At 64.0% G+C, this 26301-nt stretch carries 24 protein-coding genes; 14 read left to right on the top strand and 10 right to left on the bottom strand.

Annotation, left to right across the window (positions count from 1 at the left end; translation table 11 throughout):
- On the top strand, positions 1-981 hold the full coding sequence (locus ACIQT2_RS03485) for an ABC transporter permease (protein WP_402943615.1): 981 nt from the start codon (positions 1-3) through the stop codon (positions 979-981).
- Positions 978-2684 (top strand): ABC transporter ATP-binding protein, encoded by a 1707-nt coding sequence (locus tag ACIQT2_RS03480; protein WP_402943612.1) that lies wholly within the window; start codon positions 978-980, stop codon positions 2682-2684. Before ACIQT2_RS03485 ends, ACIQT2_RS03480 begins: the two co-directional genes overlap by 4 nt.
- Before the next feature lie 2 nt (positions 2685-2686).
- On the opposite strand, the gene ACIQT2_RS03475 is transcribed toward ACIQT2_RS03480, so the two are convergent.
- Positions 2687-3343, bottom strand: coding sequence for an NADPH-dependent F420 reductase (locus ACIQT2_RS03475; RefSeq protein ID WP_402943609.1), 657 nt, complete (start codon positions 3341-3343; stop codon positions 2687-2689).
- A 148-nt stretch (positions 3344-3491) separates the two neighbouring features.
- Here ACIQT2_RS03475 and ACIQT2_RS03470 point away from each other — a divergent pair, with 148 nt between their 5' ends.
- Together ACIQT2_RS03470 and ACIQT2_RS03465 are read left to right on the top strand one after the other, a co-directional pair.
- The gene (locus tag ACIQT2_RS03470) at positions 3492-3881 is read left to right on the top strand and encodes a chorismate mutase (protein ID WP_400329835.1); all 390 of its coding nucleotides are present in this window, start codon (positions 3492-3494) and stop codon (positions 3879-3881) included.
- A 2-nt stretch (positions 3882-3883) separates the two neighbouring features.
- Entirely contained in the window at positions 3884-4912 is a 1029-nt protein-coding gene (locus tag ACIQT2_RS03465; protein WP_402943606.1) for a hypothetical protein, read from the top strand.
- On the opposite strand, the gene ACIQT2_RS03460 is transcribed toward ACIQT2_RS03465, so the two are convergent.
- The 6 genes from ACIQT2_RS03460 to ACIQT2_RS03435 are packed head-to-tail and all read right to left on the bottom strand — an operon-like array spanning position 4909 to position 11251.
- Complete coding sequence (locus ACIQT2_RS03460; protein WP_402943604.1) at positions 4909-5619, bottom strand: DUF4166 domain-containing protein; 711 nt, start codon at positions 5617-5619, stop codon at positions 4909-4911. The two genes, ACIQT2_RS03465 and ACIQT2_RS03460, sit on opposite strands and share 4 nt — an antisense overlap.
- A 15-nt stretch (positions 5620-5634) precedes the next feature.
- A complete protein-coding gene (locus ACIQT2_RS03455; RefSeq protein WP_402943601.1) occupies positions 5635-6927 on the bottom strand; it encodes a DUF58 domain-containing protein in 1293 nt (430 codons plus the stop codon).
- Between the two features lie 52 nt (positions 6928-6979).
- Positions 6980-8065 carry an AAA family ATPase gene (locus ACIQT2_RS03450; protein WP_402943598.1) on the bottom strand — a complete coding sequence of 362 codons (1086 nt, stop codon included), beginning with the start codon at positions 8063-8065 and terminating at the stop codon, positions 6980-6982.
- Entirely contained in the window at positions 8062-9264 is a 1203-nt protein-coding gene (locus ACIQT2_RS03445) for a DUF4350 domain-containing protein (protein WP_402943595.1), read from the bottom strand. Before ACIQT2_RS03445 ends, ACIQT2_RS03450 begins: the two co-directional genes overlap by 4 nt.
- Positions 9261-9941 carry a DUF4129 domain-containing protein gene (locus ACIQT2_RS03440; protein WP_402943592.1) on the bottom strand — a complete coding sequence of 227 codons (681 nt, stop codon included), beginning with the start codon at positions 9939-9941 and terminating at the stop codon, positions 9261-9263. Before ACIQT2_RS03440 ends, ACIQT2_RS03445 begins: the two co-directional genes overlap by 4 nt.
- Complete coding sequence (locus tag ACIQT2_RS03435) at positions 9938-11251, bottom strand: glycerophosphoryl diester phosphodiesterase membrane domain-containing protein (RefSeq protein WP_402943589.1); 1314 nt, start codon at positions 11249-11251, stop codon at positions 9938-9940. The genes ACIQT2_RS03440 and ACIQT2_RS03435 overlap by 4 nt, the downstream gene beginning before the upstream one ends.
- Positions 11252-11474: 223 nt before the next feature.
- Here ACIQT2_RS03435 and mtrA point away from each other — a divergent pair, with 223 nt between their 5' ends.
- The 7 genes from mtrA to secA all read left to right on the top strand — a co-directional run bounded on the left by mtrA (position 11475) and on the right by secA (position 21850).
- Positions 11475-12149 carry an MtrAB system response regulator MtrA gene (gene mtrA / locus ACIQT2_RS03430; RefSeq protein ID WP_347107889.1) on the top strand — a complete coding sequence of 225 codons (675 nt, stop codon included), beginning with the start codon at positions 11475-11477 and terminating at the stop codon, positions 12147-12149.
- A 139-nt stretch (positions 12150-12288) separates the two neighbouring features.
- The gene (mtrB, locus tag ACIQT2_RS03425) at positions 12289-14085 is read left to right on the top strand and encodes an MtrAB system histidine kinase MtrB (protein WP_402943777.1); all 1797 of its coding nucleotides are present in this window, start codon (positions 12289-12291) and stop codon (positions 14083-14085) included.
- The gene (locus tag ACIQT2_RS03420; protein ID WP_400329854.1) at positions 14082-15797 is read left to right on the top strand and encodes an LpqB family beta-propeller domain-containing protein; all 1716 of its coding nucleotides are present in this window, start codon (positions 14082-14084) and stop codon (positions 15795-15797) included. The genes mtrB and ACIQT2_RS03420 overlap by 4 nt, the downstream gene beginning before the upstream one ends.
- Before the next feature lie 67 nt (positions 15798-15864).
- Positions 15865-16884: a ComF family protein gene (locus ACIQT2_RS03415; RefSeq protein WP_402943585.1), complete on the top strand. Its 1020-nt coding sequence runs from the start codon at positions 15865-15867 to the stop codon at positions 16882-16884.
- Positions 16885-17027: 143 nt separating this feature from the next.
- On the top strand, positions 17028-17756 hold the full coding sequence (gene hpf, locus ACIQT2_RS03410; protein WP_400329859.1) for a ribosome hibernation-promoting factor, HPF/YfiA family: 729 nt from the start codon (positions 17028-17030) through the stop codon (positions 17754-17756).
- A gap of 29 nt (positions 17757-17785) precedes the next feature.
- Positions 17786-19066, top strand: a complete 1281-nt coding sequence (locus tag ACIQT2_RS03405) for a winged helix-turn-helix domain-containing protein (RefSeq protein ID WP_402943582.1) — start codon at positions 17786-17788, stop codon at positions 19064-19066.
- 42 nt (positions 19067-19108) lie between these two features.
- On the top strand, positions 19109-21850 hold the full coding sequence (secA, locus tag ACIQT2_RS03400; protein ID WP_402943579.1) for a preprotein translocase subunit SecA: 2742 nt from the start codon (positions 19109-19111) through the stop codon (positions 21848-21850).
- Between the two features lie 92 nt (positions 21851-21942).
- Here the strand turns inward: secA and ACIQT2_RS03395 are convergent, their stop codons facing one another.
- Together ACIQT2_RS03395 and ACIQT2_RS03390 are read right to left on the bottom strand one after the other, a co-directional pair.
- The gene (locus ACIQT2_RS03395; RefSeq protein WP_402943576.1) at positions 21943-22365 is read right to left on the bottom strand and encodes an Rv3235 family protein; all 423 of its coding nucleotides are present in this window, start codon (positions 22363-22365) and stop codon (positions 21943-21945) included.
- Positions 22366-22496: 131 nt separating this feature from the next.
- Positions 22497-23219 (bottom strand): LysM peptidoglycan-binding domain-containing protein, encoded by a 723-nt coding sequence (locus tag ACIQT2_RS03390; RefSeq protein WP_402943573.1) that lies wholly within the window; start codon positions 23217-23219, stop codon positions 22497-22499.
- A gap of 172 nt (positions 23220-23391) precedes the next feature.
- On the opposite strand from ACIQT2_RS03390, the gene ACIQT2_RS03385 reads away from it, so the two are divergent.
- Entirely contained in the window at positions 23392-23934 is a 543-nt protein-coding gene (locus tag ACIQT2_RS03385) for a hypothetical protein (RefSeq protein ID WP_402943570.1), read from the top strand.
- A 41-nt stretch (positions 23935-23975) separates the two neighbouring features.
- Here ACIQT2_RS03385 and ACIQT2_RS03380 read toward each other — a convergent pair whose 3' ends face one another.
- The gene (locus ACIQT2_RS03380) at positions 23976-24191 is read right to left on the bottom strand and encodes a helix-turn-helix domain-containing protein (RefSeq protein WP_387435750.1); all 216 of its coding nucleotides are present in this window, start codon (positions 24189-24191) and stop codon (positions 23976-23978) included.
- A gap of 151 nt (positions 24192-24342) precedes the next feature.
- Here ACIQT2_RS03380 and ACIQT2_RS03375 point away from each other — a divergent pair, with 151 nt between their 5' ends.
- Positions 24343-24987, top strand: a complete 645-nt coding sequence (locus ACIQT2_RS03375; RefSeq protein ID WP_402943567.1) for an SAF domain-containing protein — start codon at positions 24343-24345, stop codon at positions 24985-24987.
- Positions 24984-26291: a CpaE family protein gene (locus tag ACIQT2_RS03370; protein ID WP_402943564.1), complete on the top strand. Its 1308-nt coding sequence runs from the start codon at positions 24984-24986 to the stop codon at positions 26289-26291. Before ACIQT2_RS03375 ends, ACIQT2_RS03370 begins: the two co-directional genes overlap by 4 nt.
- The last annotated feature ends 10 nt before the right edge of the window (positions 26292-26301 follow it).

Here is a 26301-nt window from a genome sequence, read left to right as displayed (position 1 = left end):
ATGGCTACTCCCGAACTGGCTGCACCCAAGCAGCCTCTTTTCTCCCGGCTTCCCGTGGTGTCGCACCTCAGGAAGAGCGTGGGCCTCCAACGGGGCATGCTCGTCACCGGGGTGCTCCTGAGTGGGCTGTTCGTGCTGACGAGCATCTTTGCGCCGCTGTTGGCACCCTATGGGTACTCCCAACTCAGCGATGCCTCGGGTTCGTTCCCCACGCAGCAGGCACCCAGCGCCAAGCACCTCCTGGGCACCACCGTAGGCGGCTACGACGTCCTTTCGCGGGTCCTTTGGGGCTCGCAGACGGCCGTGACCGTGATTGTGGTATCCGTGGCCATGTCCCTGTTCCTTGGCGTTGCCCTTGGCCTGCTCAGCGGCTACTTCGGAGGCTGGCTTGACCGAATCCTCGTAGTGGTGGCCGACGCCATTTATGCCTTCCCCACCTTGCTGCTGGCCATCGTCATCTCGATCGTTATCAGCCGGGGGCAATCCAGCTTCTGGGGCGGCATCTTCTCGTGTGCGTTTTCCATCACGGTGGTGTTCGTACCGCAATATTTCCGGGTGATCCGCGCAGAAACCATCCGCCTCAAGGCCGAGCCTTTTGTGGAATCGGCCAAGGTCCTGGGTGCTTCCAGCATCCGCATCATTGGGCGCCACATCTTCAAGAACGCCACCAGGACGCTGCCGCTCATGTTCACCCTCAACGCCTCCGAAGCGATCCTCACGCTGGCCGGCCTGGGCTTCCTCGGGTTCGGCATTGAGCCCACGTCCGCCGCCGAGTGGGGGTTCGACTTGAACAAGGCGCTGGCCGATACATCCTCAGGAATCTGGTGGACCGGCGTCTTCCCCGGCATAGCCATAGTCCTCACTGTCCTCGGCCTGACCTTGGTTGGAGAGAGCATCAATGACCTCAACGATCCGCGGATCCGGGGTCGCAAACGCGCCGGGGGAACCGCTCCGGCGCCGGTAGAAGCAGGTAAGCCATGACCACCAACCTCGGAAACATTACGGACCAGGGCGGCGCCACGGAGCCGGTCCTTGCGATCGAGCAACTGCAAGTCACCTTCGCCACCGATGCCGGGGACGTCCACGCGGTGAAGGATGTCAGCCTCGACGTGAAGGCCGGCGAGGTAGTGGCCATCGTGGGGGAGTCCGGATCAGGCAAGACCGTCACGGCGAAGATCATCCTTGGCCTGCTGCCGGAGACCGCCATCAGTTCCGGCGCCGTGGTGATCAAGGGCAACAACGTGATCAGTCTCGGGAAGCCGGCCCTGCGGAAGATCCGGGGCCGGGACGTTGCCATGGTTTTCCAGGAACCGTCTACGGCCCTGAATCCCGTCTTCACGGTGGGATGGCAGATTGCCGAGGGCATCCGCGCCCACGCCAAGGACGGGCATCGCGTTTCCGCCAAGGAAGCCAAGGCGCGCGCCACCGAGGCCCTCCGGAAGGTGGGTATCCCGGATCCGGAAACGCGGGTGGACTACTACCCGCACCAGTTTTCCGGCGGCCAGAAGCAACGCGTCGTCATCGCCGCCGCCTTGGCATTAAACCCGGGGCTCATTGTGGCCGACGAGCCCACCACCGCTTTGGACGTCACGGTACAGGCCGAAATCCTCCAGCTCCTGCGTGAGTTGCGGGACAACTACGGAACGTCGATCGTGCTGATCACCCACAACATGGGCGTGGTGGCGGACCTGGCGGACCGTGTGGTGGTGATGTACCAGGGTGATGTGGTGGAGGAGGCCCCATCACGGGTGCTGTTCGCTGAACCCCGCGAGGAGTACACCCGGAAGTTGCTCGCCGCCGTTCCCCACTTGGGCCGCAACTCGGCGTCCGAAGGTGCCCGGGCCCGCCTCCACCAGGACGGAAAAGTGCTGGTGGAAGCCAGGAACCTCACCATTGAATACCCAGGCCGTTTTGGCCGCTACGGTTTCAAGGCCGTGGACGACGTGAGCTTCACGGTGTCCGAAAACGAGGTCTTCGGCCTGGTGGGTGAATCGGGGTCCGGCAAATCCACCATTGGCCGCGCGATCGCCGGTTTGACCAGGGCGACCGGTGGCAGCTTGAAGGTCCTCGGCTACGAGATGCTGGACTTCAAGGAGCGGACGTTCCGCCCGCTGCGCAAGGACATCGGCTTCGTGTTCCAGGATCCGGCAGCGTCCTTCAACCCCCACCTCACCATCGGTGAGTGCGTCGCTGAACCGCTCCTCATCCATACCAAGCCGAGCGCAGCACAGGCGAGGAAACGGGTAGGCGAGCTGCTCGAGTCAGTCCAGTTGCCGGCGTCGTACGCGCAACGCTACCCGCACGAGCTGTCCGGCGGGCAGCGGCAGCGCGCTTCCCTGGCGAGGTCGCTGGCATTGAGCCCCCGGCTCCTGATTGCCGACGAACCGACTTCTGCGCTTGACGTTTCGGTACAAGCCAAAGTCCTGGACCTCTTCAAGGACATCCAGGAAGAGTACGGTTTCGCGGCCCTCTTCATCAGCCACGACCTCGCCGTGGTGGACATGCTCTCACATTGGGTCGGCGTGTTGTACAAAGGCCAGCTTGTGGAGCAAGGGATCGGCAACCACGTCATGGGCGCGCCGCAGCACGACTACACCAAGCGGTTGATCGCCTCGCTGCCGGTACCGGACCCGGAGGAGCAGGCACGACGGCGGGAGGCGCACCGGGCGCTGCTGGGCGGCTGACGCTACTCGGACACAATCCCGATGTTGAACATCTTCCCTTGTGGCTGCTGCATGAAGATGCGCAGCCACAGGGGAAGCCACATTTCCATTCCCCGGGCGGCGTCCAGTCCACCAAGGTCGCGGATGTGTTCCTGGGGCCAACCAAAGGCCTGCAGCAAGGCGGAAACTGTGGCCTTGGCCCCGGCGTCGTTGCCGGCCATGAAGATATGGTGCGCTCCAGGCAGGCGCCCGGGCTCCACCATGACTGGCGCGCTGACCGTATTCAGGGACTTAACCACGCGAACGCCGGGATAGGTGCGTTGGATGGTTTCGGCGATGCTGTCCGTATTGCACACCGTCAGCGTCGGCGGGAAGCCGCTGGAGTTGTCCAGGCCGTTGGATACGTCCAGGAGGACCTTGCCGTCCAGGTTCGCTTCGCCGGCCTCGGCAAGCGCCGCAAGGCTCACCGCTCCGGGGGTGGCATTGACAACCAATTCGGCGCCTGCCGCGGCCTGCGAGAAGGATCCTGCGTGCCCGAGGCCTCCGGCATCCTCCGCCCAGGCGAGGCCTTTGGGATTCCCCGGTTCACGGGAACCCATGGTGACCTCGTGGCCCAAGGACACCAACTTTCCGGCGAGGGCGTGCCCCACCATTCCCGTTCCCAAAACGGCGATCTTCATGGGAGCTCCTTTGCCGATCCGCAGGTGATGGAGCCCATTGTGCACCCGATTGCGTGGCGGCAACACTGCCCTTCCTGGTGTCCCGAAGAAGCTTCGCCGGGAGGTAACAACAACGGAGCCACCAGCCGCACACCATAGACTGGGAGGCATGACCGAGCAGAGCAACGCCCTTCCCGATGACACCGAATCCTTCGACCCGGCAGCGAGTTCCCTGTCCGGCCAGGTGGACCGGGGAATCATGGAGGAATTGCTGTCCATCCGGTCCAGCATCGACAACATCGATGCCACGTTGGTGTTCCTGCTCGCCGAGCGGTTCAAGGCCACCCAGAAAGTGGGCATCCTCAAAGCCACCCACAAGCTTCCTGCCGGGGACCCGGGCCGGGAGGCGGCACAGATCGCACGGTTGCGGCGCCTCGCCGAGGACGCCCACCTGGATCCGGCCTTTGCCGAGAAATTCCTGAACTTCATCATCAGTGAAGTCATCCGGCACCATGAGGCGATCGCCGAGAACCACCAGATCTCCAGCCAGCAGGCCTAGGCGTGGCGGAAACGCACCCTCTGCGGGCCAGTGCCACGGCTCTTGGCCCGTGGCCGGGAAATGACTTTGCGGAAGCCCTCCGAACCATCCGCGGGGAGCTGGGCGAGCCGCACCTTCCCTTCCTCCCTGAACTGCCCGGCCGCGGTGTTGGTTCCGACGCCATAGGTCGGACCGGCAGCCTGTTGGTGGATTTGGCCATCGACGTCCAACCGCATGGCTGGCGGCTCGTGGACAGGCCCGGAAAGGACCACCTGCGGGCACGGTCGGCCCTGGCGTCGGACATCAACGTCCTTGCCGACGTCGCAGGAGCAGAAGACGTTTCGGCCACGGAAGTGAAGGTCCAATTGGTGGGACCGCTCACCCTGGCCTCGGAACTGTACCTGCACAGCGGCGAGCGGGCGCTCCTCGACTACGGTGCGCGTCGTGACATTGCCGGGTCCTTGGCTGCCGGAGTGGCCGATCACGTGCAGAAGATCCGCGCAGCGGCCCCCGGGGCCGGTATTGTGGTCCAACTGGATGAACCTGCCATTGCTGCAGTGATGGGCGGAACCATCCCGACGGCGAGCGGTTACCGGACCTTGCGGTCGATCGCCGGGGACGAAGTCAGCTCAGCATGGCGGCTGGTGCTCGACGCACTTAAGGAGGCCGGCGTCGTCGAAACCGTTATTTCGGTACCGGAGATCGAAGCGCCGATCGAACGCATCCTGTCAGCGGGAGCAGACGGTGTCGCCGTCCCCCTGAAAGCCTTGACCACACGCCAGTGGGAGCACTTGGCCGCAGCCGTGGAATCCGGCAAGCGGGTGTGGGCGGGCGCCCTGCCTACCGACGGCCCGTCTTTGCCGCGGACAGCGGACATCGTGGAACGCCTCTGGCGGCCTTGGCGGCAGGTGGGCCTGCCGGCATCGGCGCTGTCCGGGCTGCGGGTAACCCCGGCGACGGGCCTGGCACACTTGAAACCTGCTGAGGCCAAGAGAGTGCTGACCAAGCTGACACACGTCGCGGACGGACTGGACCAGCTGGCCCAGGGCTAGATCCGTTCTTCCCACCGGTCAGGCTCGGCATAGCGGGGCAGGGCCGTTCCGGGCGCGCTCCCCGGGAGGTAGAGGACCAGCCGGTAGTCGAAGCGGCCGGCGTACACGAGGACCAAACCAACCTGCGGCTGGATCACCTTGACCTGGATCCGGTGCTTGCCTTCGGCTTCGTCCCACCATTGCTCGGCATAGGCGCGCGCGTCGAGGGCGGCCGGCAGGGGAATGCGAAGCGGACCCAGGAAGAGCCGGCTGGCCTTCGACACGCCACGCAGCCTTCCTTCCGGAGTGACACTGACCTCCAGGTCTGTGACGAGGCGCCGGTAGCGGCCCAGATGGTCCACGAGCCTGTCCGGCTGACCCGTCGGACCCGCGATGGCGCTGGTGGTGTCGTGGAACAGCCGGGTACCGGAAGGGAAATGGATCTCGCGTCGCGCAGTCAGCGCCGGCCGGCCAAAGGGGTCCACGTGGGCATGGTTTTCGATCCGGAACGGAATGCCCTCTCCGTATTCGGGAAAGAAGGCCTCTTCGTTGCCCGTCAGGGCAAGCAAGGGTCGGAGCCATTTCTGCCGGCAGCCCACCACATCGAACACTCCTTGTCCGATCCCGTAGGTGCCGGAGCCTGCAGCGAGGGAAAAGTAGTCGCGGACTTCCGGCTGCAGGCGGTCAAAGTCGCCGCGCAGAGCCAGTTGGTAGATGGCGTCGCCCATGGCGTGGAGTCCTTCCTAGAGGCGTCCGGCAGCTTTGAGCCGGATGTAGGTGTCAGCGAGGTGGGGAGGCAGGTCTTGTGGATCTGCGTCCACCACTTCTGCCCCCAGCTGCCGGAGCTGTGCCGTGACGGCTGCCCGTTCCAGCAGGGACCGTTCGGCGGCCGCCGAACGGAAAACCTGGCTCGCTGTCGAACGTTCTTCCTTCATCGTGGCAAGCACGGGGTCACGGACCGACGCCACAATCACCACGTGCTGGGTAGCCAGCTGGGCAACCAAGGGGAGCAGGCCCTCTTCGGGGGCCCCGCCGTCGAGCGCGGTCAACAGGACCACCAGCGAGCGGTGGGCCGAAACGGCCCGAACCTGGCCAGGGATCTGCTGCCAGTCGAGTTCGATCAGTTCCGCATCCAGCGGCGCCATGGCCTGGACAAGTTGTCCCAGGAGGTTTCCCTTCGACGCCGATTCCACCCGTGCGCGGAGCCGCCTGTCGTAGGCGAGGAAGTCCACGCGGTCCCCGCCGCGTTCAGCGAGGACCGCCAAGAGCAGGGAAGCTTCGATGCCCGTGTCCAACCGCGTCTCGTCCTCGATCCGCGCGGCGGCCGTCCGGGACGTATCCAGGACAATCACCACGCGGCGGTCCCGCTCCGGCCGCCAGGTGCGGACAACAACGGAGCTGCGCCGGGCCGTGGCGCGCCAGTCGATGGAACGGACATCGTCCCCGCGGACATAGTCCCGGAGGGAGTCGAACTCGGTGCCGGCACCGCGGATCTGCACAGCCGCCCTGCCATCGAGCTCACGGAGCTTCCGCAGCTTGGAGGGCAGGTGTCGTTTGGAATGGAACGGCGGAAGGACCCGGAGGTGGCCGGGCAGCGGCCGGGTCCGCTGGCGGGCGGCGAGCCGCAGTGGCCCATGGGAGCGGACGGTCACGTGCGGTGCAGCGAGTTCGCCCCGCCGCCGGGGGACCAGCGTGACGGTCATCCGTCGTCGCTCGCCCGCCGGAACCACCAGGTTCTGGACGGCGTTGACAGCGCCGGCGGAGGGTTGCCATGCATCACGGACCAGCGCGCGGAGCTTTCGGTGACCTGGGTTGGTGATAACCACCACGGATTCCACGTGGTTCTCCAGGGTGACGTTCGCCGGTTGTATACGCTCGAGCGTGGTTTTGGCGGGGGAAGCTGCCAAGGCCACGTCAACAACGACGAGCAGGAGCAGGGCTGCGATGACCACCAGCACCGTTGACCAGGCCGGGAACAACACAAGGGGGGCCAACGCAGCGAAGGCAAGAAGGACGAAGCGACCCGTTACGGCCATTCGGCACTCCTTGGTGGCACCACAGCGGGCTTGCGCCGGGCCGGAAGCCGGATCACCGCGGAACCGGAACGGAAGCCAGGATGCTGCCCAGGACGTCGTCCACGTTGATTCCGTCCATCTGGGCCTCGGGGCGCAGGCCCACACGGTGCCGGAGGCATGGGAGGGACAGTGCCTTGACGTCGTCCGGAGTCACGAACGAACGCCCGGACAACCAGGCCCACGCTTTTGAGGTGTTGAGCAAAGCGGTGGCCCCGCGAGGGGAAACGCCGAGCTGGAACGAGGGGGCAGACCGCGTTGCCCGGACCACATCCACGATGTAGGCAAGGACTTCCGGTGCAGCGGAAACCTGGGCCACAGCGTGGCGTGCCTGCGAGAGTTCAGCGACGCCGGCAACAGGCCGCACGCCCGCGGCGGCGAGGTTCCGGGGATCGAAACCTGCGGCGTGGCGGCGAATCACCTCGATCTCTTCGGCCCTGCCAGGCAAAGGCATGGTGAGCTTCAGGAGGAAACGGTCCAGTTGGGCCTCGGGCAACGGATACGTGCCCTCGTACTCCACAGGGTTCTGGGTTGCTGCCACAATGAAGGGTTCAGGAAGGGGCCGCGACTCACCGTCAACGGAGACCTGCCGCTCCTCCATCGCTTCCAGCAGCGAGGCCTGGGTCTTGGGCGGCGTCCGGTTGATCTCATCAGCCAGCAGGATATTGGTAAAGACAGGACCTTCCCGGAAAGAGAATTCCGAGGAATGGGCGTCATAGACCAAGGAACCTGTGACGTCGCCAGGCATGAGGTCCGGGGTGAACTGCACACGCTTGGTATCCAGGCTCAAGGCGGTGGACAATGCCCGCACCAGCAGCGTCTTCGCTACACCCGGGACTCCTTCAAGGAGGACATGGCCGCCACACAACAGGGCGATGAGCATTCCCGTCACCGTGGGATCCTGGCCCACCACGGCCTTGCCTACCTCGTTCCTGACGTTCAGGAGCGACTGCCGGGCCGGGTCTCCGGCGCCACTGGCCGCCGCGTGGCCACCGTGATGATTGGCGGACGCGGCATCCCTTCCAGTGTGGCCGGCTTCCGGCGCCGCAGTGCCGGAGTATCGCTCGGCGCTTTCCGTGTAGCTGCCTGGCTGGTTGCTCATTGGGCTGTCGCCTCCCGTTCGATTCGTTCCATGTGTTGTGCCCATTGCACAAGGTGTCCTTCAGTTTGGGGCTCTGCGTCGAGCAAGGTGAAACGAAGCTCCGGAACGGGTCTTCCGAAGCGTCGCTCCAGAGCCTCAACGACGGCTTCGGGTGTGGCTTCGGCACCGAGGTTGAAGTGCCTGGCCAACCTCCACAGTGTCCCGGCCCGGATATTGTCCGCGGCCCGCTGCACGGCCCGGGAGTCCTGGTAGAGCCGCGCCCGGCCTTCCGCGGTTTCAGCCGCTTTCACCACCACGGGCAGCGGCTCGTGGACCAGGGGCCCCAGCCGGCGTCCCCGCCAGGCGATGGCCAGTACCGCCACGAGGGCAAGCCAGGGACCCCCGACTGCCAGCCACGGCGGCGCCAAATCATTGAGGGTGGGGGTGGAAGCGTCGGATTCCAGGTCGGCGACGCCAGGCAGGTACCAGACAACGTGACCAGTGGTGCCCAGCGTGCGGAGCGAGAGCGCGGCGTGGCCCTCCTCGGCGAGGTGTGCGTTGTTCAGCAGGTCCTTGCTTCCGAGCACCACCACCTTGCCCGTGGCGGAGGCTGCGTAGAGTCCGGGACCCCCGGCCTTGGTGGTGTAGCACGTGACCGGGCCCGTGTAGACAGTGCCCTTGGCGGCAACGTTGCCGGCCGCTGTGGCATCGGCCTGCCTGCAGGAGGGAGCCAGCACGCCGCTCGAATCGGGAACCACGCCGCTGGCCTGGATCTGGGCATCGAGACCGCGCACGGACCCCAGCCGTGGTGACACCGCAACCACCTTGGCGGCGTCTGAGTCCCGCAACTCCGTGAGCTGTTCCCGGCCCAGGAAACCCCGCGGGTCGTAGACCAGCACAGTGGACTCCGGGTTGTCCTCAACGGCGTCCAACGTTGTGGCAAGGGAGTCGGTGCTGGTGACGCGAACTCCGTGCTGGCCCAGGAGTTCGGCCAAGGCCATGGCGCCTTCCGGTCCAGGGTTGTTGGCCGACAAAGGCCGCGAGTCCGCTGTGGGCGCTTGACGCTGCACCACGAGGAACGTCACCAGCGCGGCAAAAAGGACAGCGAGCGCCACCCACTTCGCGTTCTTCCGCAACCACTTGCCTTGGATGGTGCCGGACCTCCCGGTGGTGGGGACTTTCGGCGACGGCGCGTTGGCGGACGTCTCGGTGAGCGTCATCGCGGCACAGCCAATCCACTGCCGGCAGGCCCAGCGTAGGTGGGGGACATGCCCTGCATGTCCGCGTCCAGTTGCCGAAGGGCCTCGAAGTCCTGCTCCCGCGCCGCTTGGTCGCCATACAGGACTGCGTCAAAAACGCTTGCGGCGTCGGCCAGGCTATGGCGGATGGCTGCGAATGCCCCGCCCAGGTGGGCGGCAGCTTCATCGGCAGTCCTGCCTGCCCGCGACTCGAGGACGTCGCGTTCTTCCGCCGAGCGCACCAGGGCGCGGAATTGATCGACGACGGCGGCCCGCCAGTTGCCGTCCCTTGCGGCAGTTGCGGCGCGTTGCCTGTACGCGGACGAGCCAACGACCGGCTCATTGCCGAACACCCCGGAAGCGGGCGCCTTGCGGTGTGCGTTCAAGCGTGGACGGACCAACATAACGGCCACCACAATGAGCACCACGGCGAGGGTGATGATGAGGGGGACGGCCACACCATTCCCACCCGGGGTGCCGTCGCCTCCCAGGGAGTTGAGCCAGTCAAGGAAGTCGCGCCATGCTTGGTCCAGCCAGCTGGGACGCGCTTCTGCATACTTGCTCTTGCTGAGCTCTTCTGCAGCCCATCGCCGGGCTTCGTCCCGGTCCGGCGCCACGGGCGGTTCTTGCGTGACGGCCAGCGTCAGGAGTCCGGTCATACCGGAGGCCGTGGCCCATAGGGGGCATCCGGCGCCGGTGAACCGGGAACCGGCCACGAACCACTGTGTGGGGGCCATTGCGTACCGGCATGACGGGCCAGCGGCTCACCCGGTACGCCGTCAGGGTCCGCGCCAGTCTCCATCAAGCGCATCAGTTCCACATCCAGGCCCTCGCGCCGCATCCGGAGATCCACATAGATCAGCGCGGTGACCGACGTCTGGAAGGCGAAGGTCACCGATCCGACAAGGACCGCGATGATGGTGGAAATGATGGTGGCCACCAGGAAACCCGAACTCGTGGAGGAAGCATCCGGGTGTGGGGAGAACACCGTTCCAACGCCTTCGGTTGCCAGGTTCACCGGGATCTGGACCACGTTGCCAATGACACCGACCATGATGGCCACCACAAGGGTGATGCCGAAGATGCGCCACCAACTGTTCTTGGTCAATCGCCATGACCGCAGCAGGCCGTCATAGACGCCCACCCGTTCCACCACGATGGCGGCAGGAGCGAACATCAGCTTCAAGCCAATCCAGACGAACAGGACCAGTGCGCCGATCCACAACGGGATAACCAAGGCGATTCCTGCAGGTCCCATGGCCATCACCAGGAGCACGGCTACTCCCACCACTGCGGCAACAGCCAAGAGGCCTACAAAGGTAAGAAGTGCCGCCACGCCTAGCAGCGGCCAGATGCGCCGCGCCGCAAGTTTCCACATCTGACGGAAGCCGGTCCGCCGGTTCAACACTGAGCGCAGGACCGGCACGGCGAAGACTCCTTGCAATACCGAGCCGAGGAGGGCGGCGAGGATGGCAACGCCAATAATGGCGGCAATGAAGCCGATGACCGGGCCCAGGAAGTCATCGAGGTCTGCGCGCCGGTTCACGGATTGCAGGGACTCCATGGCCGGCAGCACTGCCACGGTCAGGACGCCGGTAAGGATCCCGCTGGCTGCCTGCACAATCAGGGCCGAGCCCACCATCGACGCGGCATTCCGGCGGATGGTCTGGAAGGCACCGTCAAGGAACTCGCCGAACTGCAGGGGCCTCAGGGGAATGACCCCGGGTTTGGGCGGAGCGACGTACAGTGGCTGGCCGTAAGGCTGGCCAGGGTGCTGACCGTATGGCTGGCCGTGCTGTGGACCGTACGGCGGGGTCTGTCCGCCGGGCATTCCATTGGGTGCCTGGCCCTGCCAGGGACCGTGCCCGGGAGGCATCGGCCACTGCGGTTGACCGCCCCATTGCGGTTGGCTTCCCCACCCCGCCTGCCCGCCCGCCTGCGGCGGCTGGCCATGCTCTGGTTGTGTCACGAGTTCCTCCCCATGAGGCCCCGACCGCCGACCATCGACGTCCCCCAAACGGACCTGGAACCCAGCCTATAATCCCTTTGCCATCACTCCTAGCATTCGCATGATTCCCCGCCGGAACGAGGTGTTCCGGCCAGTGCAGTACGGTGGAAGTGCTCCTGGGGGACGCCATGCCGTGCGCCCCCGCCAACAGGACAAAGGGTTGTCGATAAGGGAACATATAACTATGAAGGCACGCATTCTGGTAGTAGACGACGACGAAGCGCTCGCAGAAATGATTGGCATCGTCCTGCGAAATGACGGCTTCGAGCCCGTATTCTGCGCAGACGGCGGCCAAGCCCTTGACGTCTTCCGTTCGTCCAAGCCGGACCTTGTCCTCCTCGACCTCATGCTTCCCGGTTCGGACGGAATCGAAGTGTGCCGTCAGATCCGTGGCGAGTCGGATGTTCCCATCGTGATGCTCACCGCGAAGTCTGACACATCGGATGTTGTCCGTGGTTTGGAATCGGGCGCAGACGACTACGTGCCCAAACCCTTCAAGCCTGCTGAGCTCGTTGCCCGCGTCCGTGCCCGCCTTCGTCCGGGAGAGCAGAAGGCGCCGGAGACCTTGCGCATCGCCGACGTCACGATTGACGTCGCGGGCCACTTGGTAACCCGTGGTGGGGAGCGCATCTCGCTGACCCCTCTCGAATTCGACCTTCTGGTGGCCCTGGCCCGTAAACCGTGGCAGGTCTTCACCCGGGAGTTGCTCCTTGAACAGGTGTGGGGATACCGGCACGCTGCCGACACCCGATTGGTGAATGTCCATGTCCAGCGTTTGCGTTCCAAGATCGAGCGTGATCCGGAAGCGCCCGAGGTCGTCTTGACGGTGCGTGGTGTCGGATATAAAGCAGGTTCCTGACTCACCCGCCGGCGAGGCCGAAAAGGCCGGGGCCAAGCGCGGACCCTCAGCTCCGGATACCACCGGTGCACCTTTGGCGAGCCCTGGGGAAACGCCTGGAGAACCAACGGTCCCCGGCTCCCGCCGCAGCCGTGGAACCGTGAAATGGTTGGCCGGCAGGGCCAGGATCTGGACGCGGCGTGGACTGATCCTGGTACTTCGGGTATCCCGTCTCGTGGCGATCGGCATACGCCAGATCCGGCCGGGAGTCCGGTTCCTGTGGCGGTCGCTGTTGCGGCGCTGGCGTCGGTCCCTCGAATTCAGGACAGTGCTTACCACACTGCTGCTGGCCGTCACGTCCTTCGCGATCGTTGGTGCCTACCTCTCCAACCAGATCGCCAACAACCTCTTCCAGGAGCGCCTGGCCCAGGCGGAATCGGAATCGCGCTACAACGTCAAACAGGTCCAGGACACGTTCGACGGCGCGCAGGTCACGGACCAGTCAAGCGTCATCACCTTGGTTTACGACACCCTGACGGCAGTCGAGGGCCGGGGCTCCGTTATTCAACGGCGGTACGTTTTCGAAGCAGTTCCCGAGCAAACCAAGCCACGCAACCGGTGGGTGGAGTCCCGGGCGTCCGACCAACTGACCGTGCGGGTTATTCCCCCCGAACTGCGGAAGGCCGTCCAGGACGGCGGTAAGCAGCAGTTCTGGGCATCGATGGAGTTTCCCGTGGGGAACGAGGACCGGCCGGGCATTGCCGTGGGAAACAAGGTCACCTTCAACGGGACCATGTATGAGCTCTATTTGATCTACGACCTCAACACCGCCCAGAAAACCCTGGACGAAATCCAGAACGTCCTCTGGGCCGGCGGTGCCGCGTTGGTCCTCATGATTGGTGCCATCGCCTGGTACGTGACGCGAAATGTCGTGAGCCCTGTCAGCCACGCTGCAGTAGTGTCGGAAAAATTGGCGGCAGGACAACTCCAGGAACGCATGGTGGTCAAGGGCGAGGACGAGGTGGCACGCCTTGGAGCCTCGTTCAACCACATGGCCGCAAGCCTGCAGGAGCAGATTACACAGCTGGCCACGTTGTCCCAGATGCAGCAGAGATTTGTTTCCGACGTCTCCCACGAACTCCGGACGCCACTGACCACTGTCCGCATGGCGGCAGAAGTCCTTTTCGATGCCCGCGAAGATTTCGACCCCATGAACAAGAGGTCGGCGGAACTGCTGTACAACCAGGTGGAGAGGTTCCAGTCACTGCTGTCCGATTTGCTGGAGATTTCCCGCTTCGACGCAGGGGCGGCCATCCTGGATGCCGAGCCGCAGGATATTTTCCAGGTCCTGGGACACGTCATGGAGGGCGCCGCGCCGGTGGCAGCCGAGTATGGCTCCGACGTCCGCCTGAACGCCAGGGACAAGGCCATCGTCGTGGAAATGGACTCCCGCCGGATCGACCGTATTCTCCGCAATCTCCTGCTCAACGCTTTGGAACACGGTGAAGGCCGGCCGGTCCACATCTCGGTTGCGGCCAACCAGGATGCCGTTGCCGTGGCTGTCCGTGACCACGGAATCGGGATGAGCCAGGCCGAGGCCGCCCGCGTCTTCGACCGGTTCTGGCGGGCGGATCCAGCCCGTGCCCGAACCACCGGCGGCAGCGGCCTGGGGCTCTCGATCGCGGCGGAGGACACCAAACTCCACAACGGCTGGTTGCAGGCCTGGGGACGCAAGGGGGCCGGTTCCAACTTCCGGCTGACGCTGCCCCTTCGCCAAGGCGGAACCATCCTCAAATCGCCGCTCCAGTTGGAGCCGGCGGACATAGACCTCCCGGACACCGGCATCGAGCACCAGTTGCTCGTCCTGGATCCTGGCCCGGGGTCGGACACCTCCGGAACACACGGCTACTCCGCCGATCCTGAGCTCCCGCCCAGCACGCCGGGAGGCAAGGAATGAGTGCTGCAAAGTCCCTCCGGCGGGCAGCCATTGCGGTGATGGCGGTCTTGGTGGTCCTCCTGGCGTCCTGCGCCCAGATTCCGCGGTCCGGGCCCGTGGGCAAGAGCAAGGACGAGAGCGCCGGAAATTCGAACGCCCCGGTTTTCTTCCCGGCCGCGCCGCGGGCCGGTGCCAGCCCGGAAGCCGTGATCGAGGACTTCTACATGGCCGGCAGCGGTTATGAAGACGACTACCCTGTGGCACGGCAGTACCTGACGCAGGCGCAGTCCGTGACCTGGAAGCCGGACAAGCGGGCTTTGGTGTTCCGTGAAGCCCAGGTGGTCAAAACCGCGGTCGAAAACGAATACGTCTACGAACTCGACCTCGCCTATTCCGTGGATGCCGACGGCATCGCCACCCAGTACCCGCCGGGGACCAAGGAATCCATACCTGTCACGCTCGACCAGGTGGAGGGGGAGTGGCGCATCTCCAAAGTGCCCGATGGCACGGCCATCCCCGAGGAGACCTTCAAAGTGATCTACGGGGCGTATCCCATCTACTTCTATGACCCCACGTTCACCTATGCGGTGCCCGACTACCGCTGGTTCATCAAGAAGAAGACCGTCAAGTCGATGACCAGCGCTTTGCTGGCCGGTCCGGCACCCTACCTGCGCGGCGCCGTCGTGAGTGCCTTCCCGTCGGGAATCAAACTCGCACGGGAATCGGTTCCCGTGGTTTCCGGTGCTGCCCAGGTGGACTTGTCCGCCAAGGAGCTCTTCGATGCCTCGGCCGAAGACCGGCAGCGCATGCAGAACCAGCTGGCGCTGACGTTCAGGAGCCAGCCGGATGTCATTAACGTCCAGCTCCGCGCGGACCAGGATTTGGTACGGGTGGACGACGACGGTTCGGTCCTGCCGCCGGTGGTGGACAAGAGTGTTCCGGCGCGGCAGATCGCCGTCAACAACGGAGACCTGGTCCGCTACGAGAACAACAGGGTCTCGCCCCTTCCTGACATCCAATCGGTGGCGGGGCTGGGACCCCATTCGCCGGCGGAGTCACCCGTTTCGCAAACGGCGGCCTTCCTCAATGGAGACCGGACAACCCTCTACTCGATCGAGCCAGGCCAACCGGCACGTCAGCTGACAACACGGAGTACCCTCACCGGTCCATCGTTCAGTCCACAGGATTGGGTGTGGACGTCGGGTCCCGGGGCCAACGGGGCTACCGAAATCGTGGCGTTCAAACCGACGGGCGTAGCGCCGGGGATGGCCATCCCTTCCACCACGATCACACCTGCCTGGCTTTCCGGACGGACCGTCAAGGAATTCAGGGTTTCACGCGAGGGCGCCAGGGCGCTGATCATTTCGGTGGCCAACGGCAAGACGGCGGTCCAAGTCGCCGGCATCGTCCGGAACCCCGATGGGACGCCCAAGGACCTTACGGCTCCGGTTACCCTCTTCACCAATTCGTCTCCGGACCAAGGGGCATGGGTCAACGGGTCCACGGTGGTGGTGATGGCGGCGTCAGCGACGGGAACGGTTGTACCCGAACTGCTTTCGCTCGCCTCGGGGGATCCGCAGCAACTGGCGCCGTGGGACGGGCTCACCAGCCTGAGCGCCGGAAACGGTTCTGAGCAGATCTATGGCCAGTCGGCGGCCGGGGTCTTCCAACGCGTCGGCAACGGTTGGGAACTGCAGCTGAAGGGTCCGACGGAACCCGCCTTCCCGGGCTAAGCGCTTGTTTTCCACATAGTGGCCGGGCGTCGGTGCCGGGTTTGTCCTGCGCAGGCAAGCTTGGAGCATGTCCTCCCAACGCCTTCGCCCATGGAACTCCGGCGTTGACGTGCACAACCGCCGGACGGCAAGGGTGGATCCGGACCTTGAAGGAAGGCTCCCCGTCATGGCGGCCAGGCGGGGTTCCCATGCCCGCCCGGTTGCCCGTATGGTCTCGGCGTTCCAGCTGGGCCTCTGCGAGGTCCTCAACGTCCTGGTTCCGGTGGAATGCGTTTGCTGCGGGGTCGAAGACACCGTGCTGTGCGGCGTTTGCTCCAAGCGCATCCGGTTGCTGTGCAGGAATCCATTCCGCGCCGAGCAGGAATCGCCCTTCCTGATGGAGCTCGACGGAACCGCGAAACTCGGAGTGGTTGCTGCGGGGCCATACCGCGACGAGCTTGCCGTGGCCATTCTGTCGTTCAAGCAGGCCGGTCAGGGACGCATGGCTGCGGTCTTGGGACCTTGCCTGGGCAGGGCGGTCAAAGCTGCCGTCGGCCGGGAGCAGGGGCTCATCCTGATTCCGGTGCCCAGCAGCGGAAAAGCGTTCCGCAAGCGTGGATTCAGTCCCGTCAGCGTCCTGCTGGCCGCGGTGCGGCGTCGACGTCTCCTGGAGAATTGCCCCACGTGGGATGCCCTGCGAAAGAAGGGCGTCGTTCCACGTTCTGGATTCCAGCTGCATGAGGCCACTTTGCTCGTCGCCAAGGCCATGGATGCGGTTGCAGGCCAGGCCACGCGGCAAAGCACCGGTGGCCAGAAAGGACTCGGACGTGGGGAACGGGCGCGGCGGGTGGCCGGATCCATGGTTGTGAAGCCGGGCTTCCGGTCCAAAGTCCGTGGGCGGAAGTGCATCATTGTTGACGATGTCCTGACCACAGGGGCGACGCTGGCTGAAGCAAACAGGGCCTTGCAAGCGGCAGGGGCGACAGTTTGCGGTGCCATTGTCCTGGCGGCCACGAGGCCACCAGCCTACGCCTCTTTCGCTGCTGGAGACGAGCCCTCCACAGTGAAGAAGACGCAAACAAAAAATAAGTGGCCAAAGGATGAATAACTCGTGCCGATGAACTAACGTCGATTATGGGTACCAAGAACAGATGTACCTGTCGATAGCGGCTCGGAAAGGGGCTCGACTGTCCGTCAGACCGGCCCCAAACAGAGTCGTTGTCGTGTCACCTGAGTTATTTGGAGGGCACCATGGAGTTCATGATCAGCGGACGAAACCTGACCGTTTCCGATCGCTTTCGCGAATACGCCGGCGAGAAAATCTCAAAGATTGAGTCGCTTGGGGATAAAGTCCAGCGGGTAGACGCCAAGGTTTCCAAGGAAACCAACCCGCGCCAGATACCTGGCCAGCTCACCGTTGAAGTGACCGTCCTGGGCCGCGGCCCCGTTATCCGCGCAGAGGCCACAGCCGCTGACAAATTTGCTGCCTTCGATCTCGCCTACAACAAACTCCTTGAGCGGCTGCGTCGTGCCAAGGACAGGAAGAAGGTGCACCACGGGCGGCACACGCCCAAGGCAGTCCGGGAAGCAACGGCATCCCTTGAGCCCGCCAGCGCCAGTGAGCCGATCTACGCCGAAGCAGGCAACCACCAGGCTCCCGTGCTGCAGGCCGAAGAAGCGTCGCCGTACGACATCGAGAACGACATTCCGGCCGGCGACTCACCGGTCCTCATCCGGCGGAAGGTCTTCCCCGCAGCGTCACTGACTCTCGACGACGCCGTGGACAACATGGAACTCGTGGGACACAACTTCTACCTGTTCCTGGACAAGGAAACCAACGCACCATCCGTGGTTTACCGGCGAAGCGGCTGGACCTATGGTGTGATTACCCTTGACTCAACGTGCGAACCCGGCGAGGACGCTGTTGAGGAAAAGATCCACGCTTACCGTTCCGATGATCAGGCGGCCACAGCCAAGTAGGGCACAGCCGCCTCCATGAAAGGACTTCAATGACCGCTTCGCTGAGCCTGTCCCAGGCACGGCGGATGGCATTGGCAGCCCAAGGATTAGCAAAAGCCCGGCCCACCGGACCTGTCACAAGACGGGCGGTGGGCCGGACTTTTGCCCAACTTCACTTGGTCCAAATCGACTCAGTCAACGTTCTGGCGAGGAGCCACTACCTGCCTTTCTTCTCCAGGCTGGGCAGCTATGACCCCGCAATCCTGGAGGCCATGGCGGGGCGACCACCCCGAAAGATGATGGAGTACTGGGCGCACGAGGCCAGCTTCATCAGGCCGGCGCATTTCCGGGACCTGCTGCTGTGGCAGAAACGCGCCTGGGTTGGCGCCCACCGCATGGACCCGGCTATCCGAGGGGACATGGAGGCACGGATCATGGCCGTACTGGCAGCAAGCCGGCCAATGACGGCCGCTGAGTTGACCGCCACCTTGGGACATGACGAGGAGCCGGGACGGGATAACTGGGGTTGGAACTGGAACGTCGTCAAACGGGTGCTTGAACACCTGTTTGAGGAAGGGCGCATCTCGGCCGCGTCCAGGACCACCCAATTCGAACGGCGCTACACGCTGACGTCAAGGGTGTACCCCGGGGAACCTGCCGCGTCCACGGACCTGGAAGAATCCATGGACCGGTTGATCGAGGCCGCAGCCCAGGCCCACGGAATCGGGACAGTGCGGTGTTTCGCGGACTACTTCCGGACGCCCGTGAAAGCCGGTGCGGCGTCCGTCCAGCGGCTGGTCGAGGCGGGACGCCTGGAGAAAGTATCGGTGCAGGGCTGGGCACGGGATACCTACCGGCATGTCGAAGCGAGGGTCCCGCGCAAGGCCGAGGGCCGGGCCTTGTTGAGTCCTTTCGACTCCCTGGTATTTGAGCGGCGCCGCCTCGAGGAACTGTTCGGGTTCCATTACCGCATTGAGATCTACACTCCGGCGGCCAAACGACGCTTCGGCTACTACGTCCTGCCGTTCCTGCTTCGAGAGGAAATGGTTGCCAGGGTGGACCTTAAAGCGGACAGGGCTACCGGACGCCTCATGGTCCGTTCGGCGTTCGGCGAGCCGGGCGCCCCGGCGGACACCGCCGTCGAGCTTTCTGCCGAACTCAACCTCATGGCCGAATGGTTGGGACTGCAGGACATCGTGGTGGAGCCCGTTGGCGACCTTGCCGCCGGGCTCGCCGACGCGGTGTCCGCAAGGCCTTCCCGGCTGGTCGCCGCAGACAATCCGCTGACAGGGAAAACCGACAACGTGGCCTTGGTCTCTCCCGTAGACTGAAACAGCCAGAATTCGGCAGCATGAGACTGGGAGCAATTTCACGTGGCATCACTAATCGAAAAACTTCTCCGTACGGGTGATAAAAAAACCCTCAAGCAACTGCGGAACTATGCCGATTCCATCAATGCCCTTGAAGAGTCGTTCAAGACGTTCTCCGATGCCGAACTCCGCGAGGAAACCGATCGCCTGCGCTCCAGGCATGAAGACGGCGAGGCCCTGAACGACCTCCTCCCCGAAGCGTTTGCCGCCGTCCGCGAGGCGTCGTCGCGCACCCTGGGAATGCGGCACTTCGACGTCCAGCTCATGGGTGGCGCCGCGTTGCACCTGGGCAACATCGCTGAGATGAAAACCGGTGAGGGTAAAACGCTCGTGGCCACCGCGCCCGCTTACCTGAACGCACTCACTGGCAAGGGCGTGCACGTTGTCACCGTGAACGACTACCTCGCGGAATACCAGTCCGAACTCATGGGACGTGTCTACCGCTTCCTGGGACTTAGCAGCGGCTGCATCCTGGCCAACCAGGACCCCGCTGTTCGCCGCGCGCAGTACGCCGCGGACATCACGTACGGTACCAACAACGAATTCGGCTTCGACTACCTGCGCGACAACATGGCGTGGGACTCAAGTGAACTCGTCCAGCGTGGCCACAATTTCGCAATCGTGGATGAAGTGGACTCGATCCTGATCGACGAGGCCCGTACACCGCTGATCATCTCCGGTCCGGCCCAAGGGGACACCAACCGCTGGTACAGCGAGTTCGCCAAGGTGGTCCTGCGCCTCCAGCCAGAGGTGGACTACGAGGTGGACGAAAAGAAGCGCACCGTTGGCGTCCTGGAAGCCGGCATCGAGAAGGTGGAAGATTACCTGGGCATCCAGAACCTCTACGAGTCCGCCAACACTCCGCTGATTGGGTTCCTCAACAACGCCATCAAGGCAAAGGAACTCTTCAAGCGGGACAAGGACTATGTCATCCTCGACGGCGAGGTCCTGATCGTTGACGAACACACAGGCCGTATCCTGGCTGGACGCCGCTACAACGAGGGCATGCACCAGGCCATCGAGGCCAAGGAAAACGTTGAGATCAAGGCCGAAAACCAGACCCTGGCCACGGTCACGCTGCAGAACTACTTCCGAATGTACTCGAAGCTTTCCGGCATGACCGGTACGGCCGAGACAGAGGCGGCCGAGTTCATGAGCACCTACAAGCTGGGTGTGGTGCCTATTCCCACCAACCGTGACATGCAGCGCATCGACCAGTCGGACCTCGTGTACAAGAACGAGATCGTCAAGTTCGACGCCGTGGTCAAGGACATCGCGGAGCGGCACGAAAACGGCCAGCCGGTCCTGGTAGGCACCACCAGCGTCGAAAAGAGCGAATACCTCTCCAAGCTGCTGGCCAAGGAGGGCATTCGCCATGAGGTCCTCAATGCGAAAAACCACGCGCGGGAAGCCTCCATTGTGGCGCAGGCGGGTCGCAAGGGCGCCGTCACCGTGGCGACCAACATGGCCGGCCGCGGTACTGACATCATGCTGGGCGGCAACGCGGAATTCACCGCCATCGCCGAACTGGCCAAACGGGGCCTCGACCCGGAGGAAAACTCGGAAGCCTACGAGGCCGCCTGGCCTGAGGCGCTGTCTGCCGCCAAGCAGGCTGTCAAGGACGAGCACGAGGAAGTCCTGGACCTCGGAGGCCTGTACGTCCTGGGCACGGAACGCCATGAGTCCCGGCGCATCGACAACCAGCTGCGTGGACGCTCCGGCCGGCAGGGCGACCCCGGCGAGTCCCGCTTCTACCTCTCCCTCACGGACGACCTCATGCGGTTGTTCAACTCCGGCGCCGCTGAGAGGCTGATGAACAGTTCGGTTCCGGACGACGTCGCGTTGGAGTCCAAACTGGTGTCCCGTGCCATTGCGTCGGCCCAGGGCCAGGTGGAAGCCCGCAATGCTGAACAGCGCAAGAACGTCCTCAAATACGACGATGTCCTGAACCGCCAGCGTGAGGCAATCTACGGGGACCGCCGCAGGATCCTTGAAGGTGACGACCTGCACGAGAAGGTCCAGTATTTCCTGGAAGACACCATCAATTCCCTCATCGACGCTGCCACAGCAGAGGGAACGGGCGACGATTGGGACTTCAACCAGCTGTGGTCCAACCTGAAGACGCTGTACCCGGCAACGGTCACTGCACAGGAAATCATTGAGGAGGCCGGTGGCAAGTCAAAGGTCACGCCTGAGTTCCTTCGTGAGGAGATCCTTTCTGACGCACGGCTGGTCTATCAGGGACGCGAAGAGACCATCGGCGCCGAGAGCATGCGTGAGCTGGAACGTCGCGTGGTGCTTTCCGTGTTGGGCCGCAAATGGCAGGAACACCTCTACGAGATGGATTACCTCAAGGAGGGCATCGGCTTGAGGGCGATGGCACAGCGCGATCCGTTGGTGGAGTACCAGCGCGAGGGCTTCACCATGTTCCAAGCCATGATGGAAGCCATCCGCGAGGAGAGCATTGGATTCCTGTACAACCTGGAGGTGGAAGTTACCCCGGCCGAAGACGTCGTTGTGGCGGACGACACGGCTGCAGGCGCCCACACGGAACACCACGATCCTCAGATCCGCGCGGCTGGACTGCAAGCGCCCGAACGCCCCGCGCAGCTGCAGTACACCGCTCCCGGTGAAGACGGGGCTACCCAGACCCGCATCGAAGCCAGGTCCTCCGGGCGTTCTGGAAATCCTGCCAAGGCAGCTGCCCAGGAGCAGCGAAAGCCTGCCAGGAAGAAGCGCCGGTAACTGTTTACCAACTGCTTGCGTGAAAAGCAGAAGGCCCGTGACCGTCCACGTTGGACGGTCACGGGCCTTCCTTTTTATCCCCCACGCGTAGCTCAGCCGATCTCCAGCGCTGTAACCTGCCAAGTACCGGCGGAGAGTTCCAGCCTCATGGCTATGGCCCGGCACCGGAGATCCTCTGCAACCACGATTGTGGCCTCGTGGATCTCGTCCGATATGTGGCAAACACGGACGGAACGGACCATTGGACTGAGGTGGACCCGTTGCTGTGCCCGAGACCGGACGACGAAGTCCCTTGTCAGGCCAGCCCTGTGCTGGAGCGCCAGATAGCAGTCGGCGTCCAGGAATCGTGCGAGTTGTTGCACAGGCCGGGTGCCGGCCAGGACTTCGACCGCTGCTTGTGCGATGCTGCGTGCCACCAGGCGGACATCGACATTCGCCGCACCGGCGCCCTGCGTGGCGGGCGTTCGTGTCGGTGTCGGGACATCCGTGGGACGGCGAGCCGTGGTTGCAGTCATGGTCAATCCTCAGGAGTAGGCATTCAGAGCCCGGCGTGGGGATTGCCTGGCTCAAGTGGTTTCTTCTGGGATTGGCTTTGGGTGAGTGAACGGTGTCCCTGAGCGGACAGTCTTCAGCTGATGATGGTGGTTCAGTCCATTGGCGGTGGCTGCAGCACTTGACCCGGATGGAGGACGGCGGGATCATCGCCGATGGTGGACCGGTTGGCTGCATACCAGCGCGGCCACTCCCTTGCGACGTCCACGTCAGTGGCCAACGGTCCGGAGCGGCGGGCCGCGATTGTCCAGAGGGTATCGCCATCCTTGACAACGACGCCTGCCTTCCCGGGAGTGCCTGAAGCGTCCCGGGAAGCCGAGCGGCTCAGGAGCCCGGGTTCGACAACTGGCGGACGTGGCATCCACTGCGGGGCGGTCTGACCTCCGGAACATTGCCATTCGGCCGCCCCGTGTGCTGTTGTCCTTGAGGAGCCGGGCTGCCAGCCTGGATCCGGTGGTGTGGCGGAGTGCGCTGCTGCCACGCCCAGCAGGTTGACGCTCAGCAAAGCAAACGTGAGGCGCAGCATGAACCCCGGGCTGTACTTCGCTACGACCCTGGCCCTGGATCTCCGACCCGACCTTTGCAATGCTGCGGCCAGGAAAGCGAGCACGAAGGTCAAGAGCCACCAGGCAACAATGACCAGGCCGAGGACGTTGGCCGTGAAGCCGAGAAGCTGTTCGACGTCGAGGGCTGGCGGTCCGCCGGCATGGCCCCGGTCCGTCAGGAACTGCCCCGCAAGTACCAGGAGGACGCCCAAGGCGAGAATCGTCCCGGCGACAGCAACGTCGTTCCGTTGTGGAGCTTTATCCCGGCCCATTCCGTCCCTGCCCGCATCATGCGTTTTGATGTTGTTTGATAAATTTAGGCCATTCTTGGCATGTTTAGCGCGGTTTGTCCAATCGTCATCTCAGGCTTTGGACGTCGCCTTGGTGCAGTCCTGTTGTAGAGCCTACTCTGGACAGATGAGATGGGACTCTCTATTTGAGGACTTGGAAGCACAATTTTCCGGGGAACGCACGCGGGTGCAGGAAGCGGAAATCTCGGAACGTGCCCGCGTTGAAGTGGCACAGATCGCCCTCGGAGACCGGCTGCGGGGTGCCATTGGCCACGAACTGGTGCTGGTACTTCACGGTGGCGGGCGCATCGCCGGAGTCCTCAGCCACGTGGGCAAGGACTGGTTGCTCATGTCCCAGGGCGCCCGGCAATGGCTGCTGCCTTGGTGGTCCGTCAGCTTTCTCGAAGGCTTGGGTCGGTTGGTCCGGAAGCCGTCTCCGGGTGTCGGAGGAAGCCTGGGTATGGCGGGTGCCCTCAGGGGCTTGGCCAGGAACCGGGCCGGGGTTGCCGTGCACGTAGCTTCGGCGGGGCAGGCCGGCCGCGTCTTCGAGGGTGTCATCGACAGGGTGGGGCCAGACCATCTTGATGTGGCCGTGACCAGGGGCGAGGCGCGGCGGGCAGGGGCTGTGGTCTCGGTTGTCACCGTGCCTTTTACGGCTTTGGCGGCGGTCTGTTCCCTGGGTGGACAGGATTACTAGGGCTGCCTTCCAGCTGTCAGGCAGCCCCGCGCCGTGAGTGGCTAAGCGCTTTTGGTCCTGGATCTTTCGATCATCCGGCTGGCTTCGGCGTATCGCTCCTCAATGTATTGCTCGAGCATCTTCTCTTCGATGCGCCATTGGCCGCGGCCTCCCACTTGGATGGCCTTCAATTCTCCGCTGCGCACCAGCGCATACGCCTGGGGTGAGTTGATCTGCAATTGTTCGGCGACATCCGCCAGGGTCAAGAAACGGGGCATGGGTATATTTTGCCACTGGCTGGCCAATTTGGTGCACTTATCCACAGTTTCGCGCACTTTGCAGCCATTGGCTTTGGCGCTCCCGATCGGCCCGGCAAGAATAGATAGGCCCGACGACATCCTGCATGAGCTGACTGGGGGAGCGCCACGAATGGACCAAAACAACACGAGTTCCGGTGGAAGGCTGAAGAAGCCCTCGTGGAAAGATCCGCGCCTTCTCATTGGACTCCTGCTGGTTCTCGTGTCGGTATCGGGCGTCATTGCGGTTGTCGGTTCGGCGGACAAGACCACACCGATGTTTTCCGCCAGGGAACCAATCGCCGTGGGCCAGCAGATCACCCGTGATGACCTCAAGGTGGTCAACGTGCGCCTGGACGAGGTGGAACCGGAGTACATGGCCGTGGCGGATGGATTGACGGAAGGCAAGGTAGCGCTTCAGCGGATAGAGAAAGACCAACTCGTTCCGCGCCGGAGCCTTGGGCAAACGGAGTCCCTCAACCGCAAGCCGGTAGCCATTTCCGTGGAGGAGCCGCTGCCTGTGCAGGTGGTCGCGGGGGCCCGGGTGGACGTCTGGGTGGCGATGCCGGGTTCCAAGCGGGCTTACGACCAGCCAACCCTGTTGCTGCCTGGGGCCGAGATATCGCAGGTAACGCCGGGCTCTACTACTCTGGGCGGTTCAAAGGCCACTGTTGTGCTGGTGCTCGTGACGGACCAGCAGATGCCGGCGTTGCTCGGGGCCCAGGCCAATGCTGCCAAGGTGTCGGTGGTCTGGAACCCCTCCGGCGTAGGCCGATGAGTATTGCAGTTGTCACTTTCGGCCAGGCGACCGAAGCCCTGGTGGGCGGACTTGAACGCTTGCACGGACCGGTCACGGTTGTCAGGCGTTGCTCCGAATTGGCTGAGCTCCTGGCGGCCTGCCAGAGCGGGCTGGCCCAGGCGGCCGTGTTGTCGGAAAGCTCGGGCGATCTGACTGCTTCCTTGGTGGCCCGGCTGGATATTGTCGGGGTTTCCCTTGTTGCCCTGACTGACGATCCGACCGAGGCCGCGCGCCTGCAATCCTTTGGCGTCACTCCGGCCGCGGTGGGTATCGGACCCAGCGAGTTGGCCGGGAAGATATCCGAAGCCGTGGAGATGCACCGGGAGCGGGGCTGGCAGAAGTCCGTCATGGATGCGGGATTCGCCGAACTGTCTGTCCACTCGTCGGATCCGGTGGAGCCGGCCCCTCCGGAGGATACGCCGGAGCCTGGTCGCGTCATCGCGGTGTGGGGGCCTGCGGGAGCGCCGGGGCGGACCACGGTTGCCGTCAACATCGCTGCCGAACTTGCTGCTGCAGGAGACACCGTGATCCTGATGGATGCTGACAGCTACGGAGCCAGCGCCGCAGCAATGCTTGGCCTGCTCGACGAATCGGCAGGACTTGCCCAGGCCTGTCGATTGGCGGACCAGGGAGTCCTGGATGGGGCCGCCTTTGATCGCGCGGCCACCCATGTGAACACCTCGGCCGGGAGCTTCCGGATCCTCAGTGGCATTACCCGCTCGGACCGCTGGACGGAACTGAGGGCCCCGGCCTTGTCCGTAGTCCTTGAACGGGCAAGGCACGCGGCAAGCGTGGTGGTGGTGGACGTGGGATTCTGCCTTGAAGCCGACGAGGAGTTGAGCTTTGACACGATGGCTCCACGCAGGAATGGAGCGACCCTCCGGTGCCTGGAATTGGCCGACGAGGTGATAGCTGTTGGTGCGGCCGACGCTGTTGGCGTCCCCAGGCTGGTCCGTGGCCTTGCCGATCTGGAGATTGCCGCTCCGCACGTCTCACCGAGGATTGTCCTGAACAAAGTCCGGCAGGCATCCGTGGGGAGGTCGCCCCGACGTCAATTGGCTGAGGCGTGGCAGCGCTTTGGGCCGCTGCGAAGCATAGAGGCATACCTCCCGGCGGACTTTCCGGCCTGTGATGCTGCCATGCTCTCCGGGACTGTCCTGCTGGAGTCTGCTCCCGGTTCCGCCCTGAGATTGGCCATCGCCGGATTGGTCTGTGCACCCAACCAGCAAAATCGCGAATCTGCTGGACGATCTACCAGAGCTATGCGCCTGCTTAAGCGCTAGGCTCACCATG

It is taken from the genome of Paenarthrobacter sp. NPDC090522, assembly GCF_044769225.1.
Classification (GTDB): domain Bacteria; phylum Actinomycetota; class Actinomycetes; order Actinomycetales; family Micrococcaceae; genus Arthrobacter.
This window is presented reverse-complemented; position numbering and strand designations above follow the sequence as displayed.